Genomic DNA, 14,940 nt, shown 5'->3' with positions numbered 1-14,940 from the left:
CTGCCGGGGATAGCGCTATCTTTTCCGGCAAAAAATCAGTTGGATGGTTCAAAACCGTGTGTCAGCCACCAGGCGTTGGTCTGCCTGGCCAACTCCTCGACGCTGTCTTCGCTGGCGTTGAGGGCCAGGGTCAGCGGCTCGCCCTTGGGCGATTCAAGGGTGGCGAACTGGCTGTCGATGAGGCTGGCCGGCATGAAATGGCCGGGGCGATGGGACACGCGGTCGGCGGCGACTTCGCGGGTCAGCTCCAGGAATACAAAGCCCAGGCCCGGCGCGGCTTCGCGCAGGTGGTCGCGGTATTTCTTTTTCAGCGCGGAGCAGGTGAGTACCGGATGTTCACCGGCCTTGAGCGAACGGCGCAGTTCATCGCACAGGATGTCGAGCCAACCGGCGCGGTCGTCGTCGTTGAGGGGGTGGCCGGCGCTCATCTTTTCGATGTTCGCGGCGGGGTGAAAGCTGTCGCCTTCAATGGCGGTGGCACCGTTCAGGCGGCACAGGGCCTCACTGACGCTGGTTTTGCCACAGCCGGCAACACCCATGATGACCAGGGCGGTAACAGGTTGACTCATGAAACACCTCAAGACGCAGATAGCGCTACCTTTGCACGCGGTGAGGCAAGTGCAAAAACAGGCTTTTCCCGCGCCGTCTTGTCATTTTTATGGAGTGACGCGTGCATCCGCTCCAATCATTTGAACCGGATCAGGCAACCCATAGTTCAATAATTTGCAGCCTTTTGGAGACAGCGCTACCTTAGTGCCTCGATTTTTGTTTGGCAAGCCGCCTGATGACCTCCAAGAACGATAAAAATACCCGCACCACCGGTCGCCCTACCCTTAACGAAGTTGCCCGCCTGGCCGGCGTCAGCCCGATTACCGCCTCCCGCGCGCTGCGCGGCATCAGCACCGTGGCCACCGAGTTGGTGGAAAAAGTCCAGCACGCCGCTGCCGAACTCAACTACGTGGTCAACCCCGCCGCCCGCGCCCTGGCTTCGGCCCAGAGCCATTCGGTGGTAGTCCTGGTGCCGTCGCTGTCCAACCTGCTGTTTATCGAAACCCTCGAAGCCATCCACCAGGTGCTGCGGCCCAAGGGCTTTGAAGTGCTGATCGGCAACTCCCACTATTCGCGCGACGAAGAGGAAAACCTGCTGCGCAACTACATGGCCTATCAGCCACGGGGGTTGCTGCTGACCGGCTTCGATCGCACCGAAAGCGCCCGACGGATGGTCGAGGCCAGCAATGTGCCATGTGTGTACATGATGGACCTGGACCCCAACGCCGGCGTGAACTGCGTGGGCTTCTCGCAGTTGGCGGCGGGTGAAACCGCGGCCGCACATTTGATCTCCCGTGGGCGCAAGCGCCTGGCGTATATCGGCGCGCAACTGGACCAACGCACCCTGCTGCGTGGTGAAGGCTTCCGCCGCGCGCTGCAACAGGCGGGCCTGTACGACCCGGCGCTGGAACTGCTGACACCACGCCCTTCCTCGGTGGGCCTGGGCGGCGAGCTGTTCCTGCAACTGCTGGCCACCCATCCGGATGTGGATGCGATCTTCTTCGGCAACGACGACCTGGCCCAGGGCGCGCTGCTGGAAGCCATGCGCCACGGCATCAAAGTGCCAGAACGTGTCGCGGTGCTGGGCTTCAACGACTTGCCGGCGTCGTCCTTCATGGTGCCGCGCCTGAGCAGCATCAGTACCCCCAGGGAAGCGATCGGGCGGCGGGCGGCGGAGCATTTGTTGACGATCATGGCGGGCAACAGGATCGCCAAGCCAGTGGTGGACATGGGATTTGAGTTGCAGGTTCGCGAGAGCACGTAGTCCCTCCCACATTTTGACCCCGCCCGCTCGGAGGCATCGCCGTAGCTTCTCCCGCCTGCTAGATTGGCTGTTCTCCATCGCAAGGAAAGCACCATGGCACATTCACTGAAAATCCTGGGTCGCACGTCCTCCATCAACGTGCGCAAAGTGCTCTGGACCTGCCAGGAACTGGGCATCGACTACGTGCGCGAAGACTGGGGCATCGGCTTCCAGCCCACCCAGTCCGCCGAATTCCTCGCCCTGAACCCCAACGCGCAGATACCCGTGCTGATCGACGACCACGGCGTGCTGTGGGAGTCCAATACCATCTGCCGCTACCTCGTGGGGCTTTACCAGCGCCACGACCTGCTGCCCATCGAGCCCGCACCACGGGCCCGGGTCGAGCAGTGGATCGACTGGCAGGCCGTCGAGCTCAACCGTGCCTGGGGCGATGCTTTCACCGCCCTGGTACGCAATAACCCGCACGGCCTGGACGCGGCACAGATTGAAGCCGCCGTGCAACGATGGAACGACAAGATGGGCATCCTCGAGCAACAACTGAGCAAAACCGGGGCCTTTGTTGCCGGCGATGAATTCACCCTCGCCGACATCCTCATCGGCCTCTCGGTGCACCGCTGGCAGATGACGCCCATGGCGCGCCCGGCCTACCCCGCCATTGCGGCCTACTACCAGCGCCTCGGCCAGCACCACGGCTTCCAGCTCTTCGCCCTCGACGGGCATAACTAAGGACACGCCCGTGAAAGGACTCAACGTACTGCTCACCGGCGCCTGCGGCAGAATCGGCAAGACGTTTTTCGAAGCCTCGAAAGACCGCTACCGTTTCACCCTCACCGACCGCATCGCGCCTGATTTCGACCTGGGCGAACACCGCTTCGTGCACGCCGACCTCAGCGACAAAGCCAACCTCGCCAGCCTGCTCGAAGGCATCGATGTGATCGTGCACCTGTCGGGCATCCCCCACGCCAGCGCCACGTTCGACGAATTGCTGCCGAACAATATCCTCGCCACCACCTACCTGTTCGAAGCCGCCGTGGCGGCGGGTGTACAGCGCCTGGTGTTCGCCAGCAGCGCACAAACCATCGAAGGCTACCCGGTAGACCGGCAGATCACCCCAGGCATGCAGGTGATGCCGGCCAACCTGTATGGCGTGAGCAAATGCTACGGCGAAGCGCTGTGTGGCTACTACGCGGCGAAAACCCCGCTGTCGACGATTGCCCTGCGCATCGGCGCGTTCGAATTCGTTGAAACCCACGACCTGAACAACGCCCGCGACCTCAGCGCCTGGCTCAGCCCGCGGGATGCCGTGCAGCTGCTGCAGCGTGCAGTGGAGGCCGAGGGCGTGAAACACCTGATCGCCCATGGCATTTCCAATAACCGTTTCAAGCGCCTGGACCTGAGCGAAACCACGCGGGTGTTGGGTTACCATCCGCTGGACGATGCATTTCAGACCTTCGATATCCCCATCACTGACTGAGTTTTCCCCGCCATGCCTGCACTCCCTGCTACAGACGGCATCGACCCGATCCGCGCCGCCCATATCAGCGCGCGTATCGACCGCCTGCCCGCCGTCGCCACGGTCTGGCGCCTTGTAGCGCTGCTGTCGATCGGCGGCTTTTTCGAGCTGTATGACTTGTTCCAGACCGCCTACATCAGCCCCGGCCTGATCAGTGACGGGATTTTCCACACCGGCAGCGAGGGCGTGTTTGGTTTCTCCGACCAGGCGGCGTTCGCCTCGGCGACCTTCCTCGGCCTGTTCCTCGGCGCCAGCCTGCTCAGCCCCATCGCCGACCGCTTCGGGCGCCGGGCGATCTTCACCTTCGCGCTGATCTGGTACACCGTCGCCACGGTATTGATGGGCATTCAGACATCCGCGCTGGGCATTATCGGCATGCGTTTCCTGGTGGGTATCGGCCTGGGCATCGAGCTGGTGACCATCGACGCGTATCTGTCTGAACTGGTGCCCAAGCGCATGCGCAGTTCGGCGTTCGCCTTTGCGTTTTTCATCCAGTTCCTGTCGGTGCCGGCCGTGGCATTGATGTCATGGTGGCTGGTGCCCCAGGCGCCGTTCGGGGTGTCTGGCTGGCGCTGGGTGGTGCTGAGCAGTGCGGTGTTCGCGCTGTTTATCTGGCAACTGCGCAAGCGCCTGCCGGAATCACCGCGCTGGCTGGCGCAGAAAGGTCGCTTCGAAGAAGCCGGCAGGATCATGGACACCCTGGAGGCGCGCTGCCGGAAAGACCATGGCAAACCGCTGGATGAACCCGAACCCGAAGCCGTCAGCGTGCAAGGCAGTGGCCGTTTTGCCGACATCTGGCAACCGCCGTACCGCCGCCGCGCGTTGATGCTGATTGTGTTCCATGTGTTCCAGGCCATCGGCTTCTTTGGTTTCGGCAACTGGTTGCCGGCACTGCTTTCGGGCCAGGGTGTCAGCGTGACCCACAGCTTGCTGTACGCCTTTATCATCACCCTCGCCTACCCGCTGGGGCCGTTGCTGTTTGTGAAGGTGGCCAACCGCTTTGAAAACAAATGGCAGATCGTCGGCTCCGCCATGGGTGCGGTGATCTTCGGCAGCCTGTTCGCGTTGCAGACCACGGCGGTGGGGCTGGTGATCTGCGGGGTGATGATCACCTTCTGCAACGCCTGGCTGAGCTTCAGTTACCACTCCTACCAGAGCGAGCTGTTCCCGACCAATATCCGCGCGCGCGCGGTGGGGTTCTGCTATTCGTTCAGCCGCTTGTCGACGGTGTTCAGCAGCCTGTTGATCGGTTTTATCCTCGAACACCTGGGCACACCCGGTGTGTTGGCGTTTATTGCCAGCAGCATGCTGATCGTGATGATCACCATCAGTTGGTTCGGCCCGCGTACGCGCAACCTGGCCTTGGAACATATCGCCCATTGACGGCAACGGTTGGCCGCCTGCGGGACAATGTTTGCCGCGGCGGCCAGGCCAAATCCAGTCAAACCGGGGTTATCGGACCCGGCATGTTATTTGCTCCCGCTATGGCACCGAACATTTTCCCAGGTGACCGATCATGCTGGTTAACAACAATCCCCAAGCCGTGTCGACCCTTCAAAAGATCACGCGTCCCGACATGGACCCGGCCAACGCCGCCGCCAGCACGCTGTACAGCGGTGCCCTGCAAGCGGCGCAGCAAAGCGTGACCCTGCCGGCCGCGCAGAAGGATCTGGACAAGGCCGGCGATCGCATCGACGAAGCTTTCGCCAAGACCCGCGTGCAGTTGCAGGCCAGCACAGCGGCCACCACGGTGACGACGGATGTCCCCGCCACCAGCTCCGCCCGCGCAGACTTCACCGATTACATGAGCAAAACCCCGGCCGAGCGTATCCGTGAGCAATTGCTCAAGGAACAGGGGTTGACCGAGGCGGATGTGCAGAACATGTCGCAGGAAAAGCAGGACGCCATTTCCAAGCAAGTGGCCGAGCGTTTGAAGCAGCAGCAAGAGCAGCAGGTAGCGGCGAAGACCACTGAACCGCAGGCGCAGGCAGTGAAAGAAACCCTGGCGGCGATCTAAGCCACAGGTGGGGCGCCGAGCGTCCCTGGCGGCATTCCCACGCGGGTGCGTGGGAATGATCATTAACTCAGTGACCGAACAGGCCTGTCTCGGTTTTCTTGGCTTTCTTGTCGGCGCGTTTTTCGTCGGCGGTCTTTGCCGGTTTCTTCTTCGCGGCTTTCTTTGAATCCATACCTTTGGCCATGATGCATGCTCCACTTACAGGGGATGTAACACTGGGTATACCACCTATTGCCGCACAGAAGGCGCTTATAATCCCCGGCCCTTGATTATGTTGCCCAAACACCATGCCCGAACTGCACATCGCCCCCCTGGCTGAGCCGCTGTGGCCGCTGCTGAACAAGTTTTATCGCCGTCATGACTCCCCGATGAAGGCGCTCAAGGGCGGGCGTTTGTGGGTAGCGCGCGACAGCGAGATTGTCGCCGGCCTGTGCCTGACACCCGTGGTCGGCGGACAGTGGTTGACCGGCGTGTTTGTCGACCCGGCGTATCGCGGCCAGGGGTTGGCGGGGCGATTGATAGCCGCGGCGGCGGCCGAGGTGCAAGGCACGCTGTGGTTGTTGTGCCATCCGGACCTGGAAGGTTTGTATCAGCGCATGGGTTTCACCCAGGACACGCTATTGCCGCAATCCCTCAGCGAGCGGCTGGTGCGCTACAAGCGCAACAAACCGATGATCGCCATGGGCTTAGATCGTTTAGTGAGGTCGTCCTCGGATAATGTGTGATCGCCCCGTATGGGCCCCATGCTAGCCTCGGCGACACAGTGGCCCACTTTTCGGATGATCATGAAAGCGACCTTTGCAGCTCTGTCCCTTACCGCCCTCCTCGTTCCCACGTTCAGCCAGGCCGCCGACGCACCGATCAGCGCCCAGCAATACGCCAGCGTGTTGGCCGGCAATTGGCGCGACCCGGCCAACAGCGCCCGCGACGGCTATCGCCACCCGCAGCAGACCTTGGAATTCTTTGGCCTGGGCGCCAGGCAGACGGTGATCGAAATTACCCCAGGGGGCGGTTGGTACAGCGAACTGCTGGCGCCGTTGCTCAAGGATCACGGGCATTACATCGCCGCCGTGCAAGCGCCAAGCAGCAGCGCCTATGCGCGCACGTCCGAAGAGAACCTGAAAAACAAATTCGCCGCCGACCCGACGCGCTATGCCAAGGCAGTCGTGGTCGAGTTCGACCCCAAGGCACCGGTGTTCGGCAAACCTGCCTCTGCGGACGCCGTGCTGACGTTCCGCAATGTGCATAACTGGGTGCTGGCCGATACCGCCGAGGCCACGTTCCGCGCGTTCTACACGGTGTTGAAACCGGGCGGCGTGCTGGGCGTGGAAGATCACCGGGCCAAGGACGGGGCCGAGCTGGAGGCGATCAAGGACAGCGGTTACCTGACCACCGCCCAGGTGGTGAAACTGGCCACCGATGCGGGGTTCAAGCTGGCAGGCCAGAGTGAGGTCAACGCCAACCCGAAGGACACCAAGGATTATCCCGCCGGCGTGTGGACGTTGCCGCCGACCTTGAAGCTGGGGGAGCAGGATAAGGCGAAGTATGTGGCGATTGGCGAGTCGGACCGGATGACGTTGCGGTTCGTCAAACCGGCCAAATAACCTGGTCCCTCCCAGATTTTGTTCTCAACGGGCCGGCGATTACTCGTCAGCGGTTGGGTCCATGTCGGGAAACATCACTTCAATAAAGCCGAACTTGCTGAAGTCGGTAATGCGCGAGGGGTACAGCCGGCCGATCAGGTGATCGCATTCATGCTGCACCACCCGCGCGTGGAAGCCATCGGCAAAACGTACGATCGGCTCGCCCTTCGGATCAAAACCCTCGTAGCGAATCTGCTGGTAACGGTCCACCGCACCACGCAGTCCGGGCACCGACAGGCAGCCTTCATAGCCTTCTTCCAGCACCGGGCTGAGCGGCGTGATCAACGGGTTGATCAGGATGGTCTGCGGCACCGGCGGCGCATCCGGGTAGCGCTCGCTGGCTTCGAACCCAAAGATCACCAGTTGCAGGTCGACGCCAATCTGCGGCGCGGCCAGGCCGACGCCGCCCACGTGCTCCATGGTCTGGAACATGTCGTCGATCAATTGCCACAGCTCGGGGCTGTCGAACATTTCCGGCGGTACCGGTGGGGCGATACGCAGCAGGCGTTCATCGCCCATTTTCAGGATTTCACGGATCATCGATCAGACTTCATCGGTAGTGGGTTTGGAGTGGTCGCGGCCGAGGCCGGAGACATGTTGTTTTTCATGCGCGGGCGCGGGCTCATCGAAATCCTTTGCGCCTGGCTCCTTGCCTTCGGCCGACATGTGCTCGATCACGGCATTCATCTCCGCCCCCAGCAACAGCACGGCGGCGGAGATGTAGAAGTACAGGAGCAACACGATGATCGCACCGATGCTGCCATACATGGCGTTGTAGTCGGCGAAGGTTTTGACGTAGTAGCCAAAACCGAGGGAGGCGACGATCCACACCACCACCGCGAGTACCGAACCCGGGGTAATAAAGCGAAACTTCTGCTCGACGTCCGGCATCACGTAATACATGAGGGCCACGGCAAACATCAGCAGGATCACGATCAGCGGCCATCGCACGATGGTCCACAAGGTCACCACGAATTCCTGCATGCCGATCTGGCCGGCCAGCCATTCCATCACCTGCGGGCCGAGCACCATCAGCGCGGCGGCGGCCAGCAGCATGCCGGCGATGCCAATGGTGTAGAAAACCGACAGCGGAAAACGCTTCCAGATCGGCCGGCCTTCCACGACGTCGTACGCGGCGTTCATGGCGCTCATCATCAGGCGCACGCCAGCGGAGGCGGTCCACAGGGCAATCACGATACCCACCGAGAGCAGGCCGCCCTTGGATTGCTGCAACTGGTCGATCACCGGATTGACCTGCTCCAGGGCCTGGGGCGGCAGCACCAGTTCCGATTGCAGGCGCAGCCAGGTGAAAAAGTCCGGCAGGTGCAGGAAACCGATCAGGGCGATAAGGAACAGCAGGAAGGGAAACAACGAGAACAGCATCTGGTAGGCCAGTGCCGAGGCGTAGGTGGACATCTCGTCATCGACGAATTCCTTGACGGTGCGCACCAGCACTGTGTGGAGCTTGAGACCATCGAGAACCGGAAAAATCATAGCGTCTCCTTTCGCCGCAAAAAGGGGGGTCATGGGCGACTCAGGGGCCGTTTTCTACATCAAGGTAGCCTATTTGGCGACCTTGAAACAATTTCGAAACTTTAATCACTGCATGTGACATAAAAACGGCCATCCGTGGATGGCCGTCCGGCTGCACGATGGCAGTCTTACTTGGTCGCTTTTTTCACCGCGTCCTTGGTGTCGCCCACGGCTTTTTCAACCTGGCCTTTCTTTTCCTGCACGACGCCTTCAGCGCGCAGTTTGTCGTTGCCGGTGACTTTGCCGACGCCTTGCTTGATGTTACCGACGGCTTCGTCTTTCAAACCTTTTGCCTTATCCGCTGTGCTGCCCATGGTATTTCTCCGAAAGAACAATCAAAGGGTTTTGGTCATTACGTAGAGATTGACCCGAGGCCGTTCGGCAGAGTTTCAATTATTTTTCGGTGAACATTTCATCGCCAACGACAGGTTTGGCTTTATGTTTTGCAGCCAACCCACGAGAATGCCCGGCACATTCAGGCTCCAACGCTGAATAACAGATCCCGTAGGAAGGTTATGAAACTCAATAAAGCACAGGCCATCGCCCGCAGAAACCAGGAACTGGGCGGTGCCGTACTCGGCGTCAACAACTGCCACTTCACCGACCTGGACCGCAAACGCAACATCTGGTGGTTCGATCTGCCGGTGGGGCGTATTGCCGTCGGCCAGTACGAGTGGATTCACCTGTTGATGCACAACGCCGAGACCGACCAGCTGCTGCACCTGAAGGTGCCGACCGTGTTCCTGCGTGAAAAGCTCGAGGGGCTGGTGGTGCGCAATGCGGGCAAGCGCAAGCCGGAGATTACCCTGGAGCTGAGCGCGGATAAGGATTCGTTCTTGAAGGATGTGCGGCCGGCAGGTGCGGGTGTGAGCTTCGCGCAGTTCGCCGTGTAAGAACGCGGTCAAAAAAATGTGGGAGGGGGCAAGCCCCTCCCATATTTGGATTGGATTACTTTTTAAGACCGAGTTTCTTCAGTTCTTCATCGCGCAACTCGCGGCGCAGGATCTTGCCCACGTTGGTGGTCGGCAACGCATCGCGGAACTCCACGGCCTTGGGCACCTTGTAGCCGGTGACGTTGGCGCGCATGTGCTCCATGACCTGCTCCTTGGTCAGGGTGGCGCCCGGCTTGACCACGATGAAGAGCTTGATGTGTTCCCCGGATTTTTCATCCGGCACACCGATGGCCGCGCACTGCAGTACGCCCGGCAGGCCCGCCAGCACGTCCTCCAGCTCGTTGGGGTACACGTTGAAACCGGAGACCAGGATCATGTCCTTCTTGCGATCGACGATGCGCATGTAGCCATCCGGCTGGATGATCGCGATGTCGCCGGTCTTCAGCCAGCCTTCGCTGTCGAGCATCTCGGCGGTGGCGTCTTCACGCTGCCAGTAGCCCTTCATCACCTGCGGGCCCTTGACGCACAGTTCGCCGACTTCACCCAGGGCCAGCTCGACACCGTCGTCGGTGATGACCTTGCACAGGGTCGACGGCACCGGAATGCCGATGGTACCGATCTGGATATGCTGGATCGGGTTCACCGTGGCCACCGGGCTGGTTTCGGTCATGCCGTAGCCTTCGCAGATGCCGCAACCGGTCACCGCTTTCCAACGCTCGGCCGCCGCCAGTTGCAGGGCCATGCCGCCCGACAGGGTGACCTTCAGCGCGGAGAAGTCCAGCTTGCGGAAGGCTTCGTTGTTGCACAGCGCCACGAACAGAGTGTTCAGGCCGACAAAGCCGCTGAACTTCCACTTCGACAGTTCCTTGACCATCGCCGGCAGGTCGCGCGGGTTGCTGATCAGGATGTTGTGGTTGCCGATCAGCATCATCGCCATGCAATGAAAGGTGAACGCATAGATGTGGTACAGCGGCAGCGGCGTGATCAGGATCTCGCAACCTTCATTGAGGTTGGAGCCCATCAGCGCCTTGCATTGCAACATGTTGGCGACCAGGTTGCGGTGGGTGAGCATCGCGCCCTTGGCCACGCCGGTGGTGCCACCGGTGTATTGCAATACGGCCACATCGCCGCTGGCCGGGCAGACTTCGTTGACCGCTTGCCCCTGGCCCTTGGCGAGTACGTCGTTGAACTTGATCGCCTTGGGCAAGTGATAGGCCGGGACCATTTTCTTCACGTACTTGATGACGCTGTTGATCAGCAGGCGCTTGAGCGGCGGCAGCAGGTCGGCGACTTCGGTGACGATCACATGCTTGACGGCGGTCTTGGGCACGACCTTTTCCGCCAGGTGGGCCATGTTGGCCAGGCAGACCAGCGCCTTGGCGCCGGAATCATTGAATTGGTGTTCCATTTCCCGCGCGGTGTACAGCGGGTTGGTGTTGACCACGATCAGGCCGGCACGGATGGCGCCGAACACGGCGACCGGGTATTGCAGGACGTTGGGCAACTGCACGGCAATGCGATCGCCGGGCTTCAAGTCGGTATGCTGTTGCAGGTACGCAGCGAAGGCGCCGGACAGTTCGTACAATTCACCGTAGGTGATCGTCTTGCCCAGGTTGCTGAAGGCCGGTTTGTTGGCGAAGCGCTGGCAGGACTGCTTCAATACCGCCTGAATATTCGGATACTCGTCTGGATTGATTTCTGCAGCAATCCCGGCGGGGTACTTATCCTTCCAAAAGTCTTCGTGCATGGAAGCCCACTCCTCAGCGACGCGAATTCATCATCGCATTTGATGCGATTATTATTGGTGTATGTTTTTTTTTGGTGAATCTGGCGCTTTCAAGCAGGCCTAGACGTCACAAAGCGCGCCGAGAGTAGCAGCTTTGCCAAGGGCCGACTAGAGCCTAAAGAGGGCCCCGCAGTCATAATCACGACTGTCCTACAATATTTGGTCACACTTTAAACAGAAGTGAAATACGTTGATGAAAGGCTCTGGAATAAGGCCTTCAGGACGACACACGATAAATGTGGGAGGGGGCTTACACCCCGATAGCGGAGAAATCAGTCACCAGACATATAGACTGAACCACCGTTATCGGGGGCAAGCCCCCTCCCACATTTTTACCGCACCTCACATCAGGCGATGTCGCGTAGTTCCCTGCGCAGGATCTTCCCTACCGGCGTCATCGGTAACGAGTCGCGCAAGACAATGTGCTTGGGCACCTTGTAACCCGTGAAGTTGGTCTTGCAGTACGCCTTCAACTCCTCAAGGCTCACCCCTTCTGCGCGCGCCACCACGAACAGCTTCACCGCCTCCCCCGTGCGCTCGTCCGGCACGCCGATCACCGCGCAGTTGGCCACGGCCGGATGGGCCATCACCACGTCCTCGATTTCGTTGGGGTACACATTGAAACCCGAGACGATGATCAAATCCTTCTTGCGGTCGACAATGCGCACAAACCCATCTTCGTCGATCACCGCGATGTCACCGGTCTTCAGCCAGCCTTCGGCGTCCAGGGCCTCTGCGGTGGCGGCCGGTTGCTGCCAGTAGCCCTTCATCACCTGCGGGCCCTTGATACACAACTCACCGCGCTCGCCCAGGGGCAGCTCGGTGCCTTCGTCATCAATGACCTTCATCGCCGTGGCGGGCACCGGGATGCCCACGGTACCCAGGCGTGATTTGTTGCCGTAGGGGTTGGTGCTGGCCACCGGCGAGGTTTCCGTCAGGCCATAGCCCTCGCCGATCGAGCAACCGGTGATCTGCTCCCAGCGTTCGGCCGTGGCCTTGATCAGGGCCGTACCACCGGAGTTGGTGAGCTTGAGGTGGGAGAAATCCAGGTTCTTGAACTCCGGGTGGTCCATCAACGCCACAAACAGCGTGTTGAGCCCCAGAAGCCCGGTAAAGCGCCACTTTTTCAGCTCCTTGATAAACCCGCCGATGTCCCTGGGGTTGGTGATCAGTACGTTGTGGTTACCCGAGACCATCATGCACATGCAGTTCGCGGTGAAGGCATAGATATGGTACAGCGGCAGCGGCGCGATCATCACCTCCTGCCCTTCCTTGATCAGAGGGTGGCCGTCATCGCCGGTCTGGGACATGCAGGCGCGCACCTGTTGCATGTTCGCCACCAGGTTGCCATGGGTGAGCATCGCCCCCTTGGCCAGGCCGGTGGTGCCGCCGGTGTATTGCAGCACGGCAATATCGTCCAGGTTCACCGGATGGCGCGTCACGCCGAGGCCCGCGCCCATGCGCAGGGCGCGCTTGAACGACACCGCACGCGGCAGGTGGTAGGCCGGGACCATCTTCTTGACCTTGTCGACCACGGTGTTGACCAGCCAGCCTCTGGCGGCGGGCATGAAGTCGCCCATCCTGGCTTCGATCAGGTAGTCGATCTCGGTGTCGGTGCACACGTCCTGCACCCGCGAACCGAACAGGTTGAGGTAGACCAGGGCACGCACGCCGGCGTCCTTGAACTGGTGGCGCATCTCGCGCGGGGTGTAGAGCGGGTTGGTGTTGACCACGATCAGCCCGGCGCGCAGTGCGCCGAACACGGCAATCGGGTAGTGCAGCACGTTGGGCATCTGTACGGCGATGCGCTCGCCGGGCTTGAGGTCGGTGTGCTGCTGCAGGTAGCCGGCGAACGCCGCACTCTGGCGCTCAAGCTCGGCGTAGGTCAGGGTGACGCCCATGTTGCTGAATGCCGGACGGTCGGCAAAGGCCTTGCACGAGCGCTCGAAGACTTCGATTACCGACTTGTAGGCCGACAGGTCGATGTCATTGGGAACGCCCGCCGCGCGTTTGTCATTCCAGAAATCAGGTTGCATTATTCTTGTCCCCTTACCTGAAGGTGTCCGGCCGCTTTTATAGAAAGCGGAGCTTGGGGGACGTTAGCAGCTATGGCCAAACAGGCAAATACAGCAAATTGCGTCATTGATTGTATGAATCTTGTCCCTGATGCGCAGGCAGATACCCCGTCGCCTGACAGATGAGCTATACACTGCAACAACGTCGATCAGACCTTGAGCAGACCTTGAGAAAGGGAACCCCATGAACCACAGCACCTTCTGGCTGACCGCGAATGACCGCAGCCGCCTGTACGTCAATCATTGGATGCCCGACGGGCCGGCCAAGGCGGTGGTCATGCTGTCCCACGGCATGGCGGAGCACAGCGGGCGCTATGCGCGGCTGGCCGAAGCCCTGGGCAGTGCCGGCTATGGTGTGTATGCGCCGGACCAGCGTGGCCACGGCCGCACCGCCGACGAAGGTACGCTGGGCCTGTATGCCGAAAAGGATGGCTGGAACAAAGTGGTGGGCGACCTGGCCAGCCTCAACCAGCACATCGGCCAGCAGCAGCCGGGGCTGCCGATCATTTTGCTCGGCCACAGCATGGGCAGCTATATCGCCCAGGCCTACCTGCTGCACCACAGCGCCAGCCTGCATGGAGCGATTCTCAGCGGTTCGAATCTCCAGCCCGTGGCGCTGTACCGCGCCGCACGGCTGATCGCTCGCGCCGAACGCCTGCGCCAGGGTGTCCGTGGGCGCAGTGCGTTGATCGAGTTCCTGTCCTTCGGCTCGTTCAACAAGGCATTCAAGCCCAACCGCACCGCGTTCGACTGGCTCAGCCGTGACCCGAACGAAGTCGACAAATACATCAACGATCCACTCTGCGGTTTCCGCTGTACCAACCAACTATGGATCGATCTGCTCGGCGGCTTGCAGCAAATCAGCAAAGCGTCCAATCTCGCCCAGATCGATCCGGGCCTGCCGATCCTGGTGATGGGCGGCGAATGTGATCCGGTCAGTGAGGGCAAGCGTCTCAAAAGCCTGGCCGATGCCCTGCGAGAGGCCGGCAGCCAGCACCTGCAACTGAATATCTACCCGCAGGCGCGTCACGAAGTGTTCAACGAAACCAATCGCGACGAAGTCACCGCCGATGTGCTGAGGTGGCTCGACCAGGCCCTGACCTTGCGCAGGCCGGCCCACTGCGAATAAATTTACGTTTAAAATCAGATAGTTAAATTACCGATTAGCCACAGGATGCACCTTTAGATGACCCAGGTAACCAACACCCCGTACGAAGCCCTTGAAGTCGGCCAGACCGCCAGCTACAGCAAGACCGTCGAAGAGCGTGATATCCAGCTGTTTGCCGCCATGTCCGGCGACCACAACCCGGTGCACCTGGATGCTGAATACGCCAAGGCGACCATGTTCAAGGAGCGTATCGCCCACGGAATGTTCAGCGGCGCCCTGATCAGCGCAGCCGTTGCGTGTGAGCTGCCCGGGCCGGGCACTATCTATATCGGCCAGCAGATGACCTTCCAGAAGCCGGTGAAAATCGGCGATACCCTGACCGTGCGCCTGGAAATCCTCGAGAAGCTGCCGAAGTTTCGCGTACGTATTGCCACCCGTGTGTTCAACCAGCGCGATGAGTTGGTCGTGGATGGCGAGGCGGAAATTCTTGCACCACGCAAGCAGCAGGTCGTGACCTTGACCGAGCTGCCGCCGATCAGCATCGGCTGAGTAGGGTTTC

General features: G+C 60.7%; 16 protein-coding genes. 10 read left to right on the top strand and 6 right to left on the bottom strand.

What is annotated here, in order from left to right; all coding sequences use genetic code 11:
• Positions 1 to 35: 35 nt before the first annotated feature.
• Positions 36 to 569, bottom strand: coding sequence for a gluconokinase (locus BLQ09_RS21170; protein WP_027605613.1), 534 nt, complete (start codon positions 567 to 569; stop codon positions 36 to 38).
• Positions 570 to 781: 212 nt separating this feature from the next.
• Here BLQ09_RS21170 and BLQ09_RS21165 point away from each other — a divergent pair, with 212 nt between their 5' ends.
• The 7 genes from BLQ09_RS21165 (at position 782) to BLQ09_RS21135 (ending at position 6,947) form a co-directional block, all read left to right on the top strand.
• Positions 782 to 1,813, top strand: coding sequence for an HTH-type transcriptional regulator GntR (locus BLQ09_RS21165; protein ID WP_027605612.1), 1,032 nt, complete (start codon positions 782 to 784; stop codon positions 1,811 to 1,813).
• Positions 1,814 to 1,906: 93 nt separating this feature from the next.
• A complete protein-coding gene (locus tag BLQ09_RS21160) occupies positions 1,907 to 2,539 on the top strand; it encodes a glutathione S-transferase family protein (RefSeq protein WP_092358430.1) in 633 nt (210 codons plus the stop codon).
• Between the two features lie 10 nt (positions 2,540 to 2,549).
• Positions 2,550 to 3,287, top strand: coding sequence for an NAD-dependent epimerase/dehydratase family protein (locus BLQ09_RS21155; RefSeq protein WP_027605610.1), 738 nt, complete (start codon positions 2,550 to 2,552; stop codon positions 3,285 to 3,287).
• A 12-nt stretch (positions 3,288 to 3,299) separates the two neighbouring features.
• On the top strand, positions 3,300 to 4,709 hold the full coding sequence (locus BLQ09_RS21150) for an MFS transporter (RefSeq protein ID WP_027605609.1): 1,410 nt from the start codon (positions 3,300 to 3,302) through the stop codon (positions 4,707 to 4,709).
• A gap of 133 nt (positions 4,710 to 4,842) precedes the next feature.
• Positions 4,843 to 5,343 carry a hypothetical protein gene (locus BLQ09_RS21145; protein ID WP_092358428.1) on the top strand — a complete coding sequence of 167 codons (501 nt, stop codon included), beginning with the start codon at positions 4,843 to 4,845 and terminating at the stop codon, positions 5,341 to 5,343.
• 287 nt (positions 5,344 to 5,630) lie between these two features.
• Positions 5,631 to 6,068, top strand: coding sequence for a GNAT family N-acetyltransferase (locus tag BLQ09_RS21140; protein ID WP_027605607.1), 438 nt, complete (start codon positions 5,631 to 5,633; stop codon positions 6,066 to 6,068).
• 60 nt (positions 6,069 to 6,128) lie between these two features.
• On the top strand, positions 6,129 to 6,947 hold the full coding sequence (locus tag BLQ09_RS21135; protein WP_027605606.1) for a class I SAM-dependent methyltransferase: 819 nt from the start codon (positions 6,129 to 6,131) through the stop codon (positions 6,945 to 6,947).
• A gap of 39 nt (positions 6,948 to 6,986) precedes the next feature.
• Here BLQ09_RS21135 and def read toward each other — a convergent pair whose 3' ends face one another.
• The 3 genes from def to BLQ09_RS21120 all read right to left on the bottom strand — a co-directional run bounded on the left by def (position 6,987) and on the right by BLQ09_RS21120 (position 8,833).
• Positions 6,987 to 7,526 (bottom strand): peptide deformylase, encoded by a 540-nt coding sequence (gene def / locus BLQ09_RS21130; RefSeq protein WP_027605605.1) that lies wholly within the window; start codon positions 7,524 to 7,526, stop codon positions 6,987 to 6,989.
• A 3-nt stretch (positions 7,527 to 7,529) separates the two neighbouring features.
• Positions 7,530 to 8,480 (bottom strand): YihY/virulence factor BrkB family protein, encoded by a 951-nt coding sequence (locus BLQ09_RS21125; protein ID WP_027605604.1) that lies wholly within the window; start codon positions 8,478 to 8,480, stop codon positions 7,530 to 7,532.
• A gap of 167 nt (positions 8,481 to 8,647) precedes the next feature.
• On the bottom strand, positions 8,648 to 8,833 hold the full coding sequence (locus BLQ09_RS21120) for a CsbD family protein (RefSeq protein WP_016973106.1): 186 nt from the start codon (positions 8,831 to 8,833) through the stop codon (positions 8,648 to 8,650).
• 201 nt (positions 8,834 to 9,034) lie between these two features.
• On the opposite strand from BLQ09_RS21120, the gene BLQ09_RS21115 reads away from it, so the two are divergent.
• Positions 9,035 to 9,412 carry a hypothetical protein gene (locus BLQ09_RS21115; RefSeq protein WP_027605603.1) on the top strand — a complete coding sequence of 126 codons (378 nt, stop codon included), beginning with the start codon at positions 9,035 to 9,037 and terminating at the stop codon, positions 9,410 to 9,412.
• 55 nt (positions 9,413 to 9,467) lie between these two features.
• On the opposite strand, the gene fadD1 is transcribed toward BLQ09_RS21115, so the two are convergent.
• Together fadD1 and fadD2 are read right to left on the bottom strand one after the other, a co-directional pair.
• Positions 9,468 to 11,159, bottom strand: coding sequence for a long-chain-fatty-acid--CoA ligase FadD1 (gene fadD1, locus BLQ09_RS21110; RefSeq protein WP_027605602.1), 1,692 nt, complete (start codon positions 11,157 to 11,159; stop codon positions 9,468 to 9,470).
• A gap of 386 nt (positions 11,160 to 11,545) precedes the next feature.
• Positions 11,546 to 13,234, bottom strand: coding sequence for a long-chain-fatty-acid--CoA ligase FadD2 (gene fadD2 / locus BLQ09_RS21105; RefSeq protein WP_027605601.1), 1,689 nt, complete (start codon positions 13,232 to 13,234; stop codon positions 11,546 to 11,548).
• Between the two features lie 223 nt (positions 13,235 to 13,457).
• Here fadD2 and BLQ09_RS21100 point away from each other — a divergent pair, with 223 nt between their 5' ends.
• Positions 13,458 to 14,402, top strand: a complete 945-nt coding sequence (locus tag BLQ09_RS21100) for an alpha/beta hydrolase (protein WP_092358426.1) — start codon at positions 13,458 to 13,460, stop codon at positions 14,400 to 14,402.
• Positions 14,403 to 14,459: 57 nt separating this feature from the next.
• Positions 14,460 to 14,930 carry a MaoC family dehydratase gene (locus tag BLQ09_RS21095; protein ID WP_024077080.1) on the top strand — a complete coding sequence of 157 codons (471 nt, stop codon included), beginning with the start codon at positions 14,460 to 14,462 and terminating at the stop codon, positions 14,928 to 14,930.
• Positions 14,931 to 14,940: the final 10 nt, after the last annotated feature.

The sequence above is a fragment of the Pseudomonas sp. NFACC25 genome (genome assembly GCF_900100935.1).
Lineage (GTDB): Bacteria > Pseudomonadota > Gammaproteobacteria > Pseudomonadales > Pseudomonadaceae > Aquipseudomonas > Aquipseudomonas marginalis.
The sequence above is the reverse complement of the archived record's forward strand: the minus strand, read 5'-3'. Positions and strand labels throughout refer to the sequence as shown.

What these genes read in the sequence shown, in the direction of transcription:
- BLQ09_RS21170 (WP_027605613.1), bottom strand. Translation starts at nt 569, where the DNA reads ATGAGTCAACCTGTTACCGCCCTGGTCATCATGGGTGTTGCCGGCTGT.
- BLQ09_RS21160 (WP_092358430.1), top strand. Translation starts at nt 1,907, where the DNA reads ATGGCACATTCACTGAAAATCCTGGGTCGCACGTCCTCCATCAACGTG.
- BLQ09_RS21150 (WP_027605609.1), top strand. Translation starts at nt 3,300, where the DNA reads ATGCCTGCACTCCCTGCTACAGACGGCATCGACCCGATCCGCGCCGCC.
- BLQ09_RS21145 (WP_092358428.1), top strand. Translation starts at nt 4,843, where the DNA reads ATGCTGGTTAACAACAATCCCCAAGCCGTGTCGACCCTTCAAAAGATC.
- BLQ09_RS21140 (WP_027605607.1), top strand. Translation starts at nt 5,631, where the DNA reads ATGCCCGAACTGCACATCGCCCCCCTGGCTGAGCCGCTGTGGCCGCTG.
- BLQ09_RS21135 (WP_027605606.1), top strand. Translation starts at nt 6,129, where the DNA reads ATGAAAGCGACCTTTGCAGCTCTGTCCCTTACCGCCCTCCTCGTTCCC.
- def (WP_027605605.1), bottom strand. Translation starts at nt 7,526, where the DNA reads ATGATCCGTGAAATCCTGAAAATGGGCGATGAACGCCTGCTGCGTATC.
- BLQ09_RS21125 (WP_027605604.1), bottom strand. Translation starts at nt 8,480, where the DNA reads ATGATTTTTCCGGTTCTCGATGGTCTCAAGCTCCACACAGTGCTGGTG.
- BLQ09_RS21120 (WP_016973106.1), bottom strand. Translation starts at nt 8,833, where the DNA reads ATGGGCAGCACAGCGGATAAGGCAAAAGGTTTGAAAGACGAAGCCGTC.
- BLQ09_RS21115 (WP_027605603.1), top strand. Translation starts at nt 9,035, where the DNA reads ATGAAACTCAATAAAGCACAGGCCATCGCCCGCAGAAACCAGGAACTG.
- fadD1 (WP_027605602.1), bottom strand. Translation starts at nt 11,159, where the DNA reads ATGCACGAAGACTTTTGGAAGGATAAGTACCCCGCCGGGATTGCTGCA.
- fadD2 (WP_027605601.1), bottom strand. Translation starts at nt 13,234, where the DNA reads ATGCAACCTGATTTCTGGAATGACAAACGCGCGGCGGGCGTTCCCAAT.
- BLQ09_RS21100 (WP_092358426.1), top strand. Translation starts at nt 13,458, where the DNA reads ATGAACCACAGCACCTTCTGGCTGACCGCGAATGACCGCAGCCGCCTG.
- BLQ09_RS21095 (WP_024077080.1), top strand. Translation starts at nt 14,460, where the DNA reads ATGACCCAGGTAACCAACACCCCGTACGAAGCCCTTGAAGTCGGCCAG.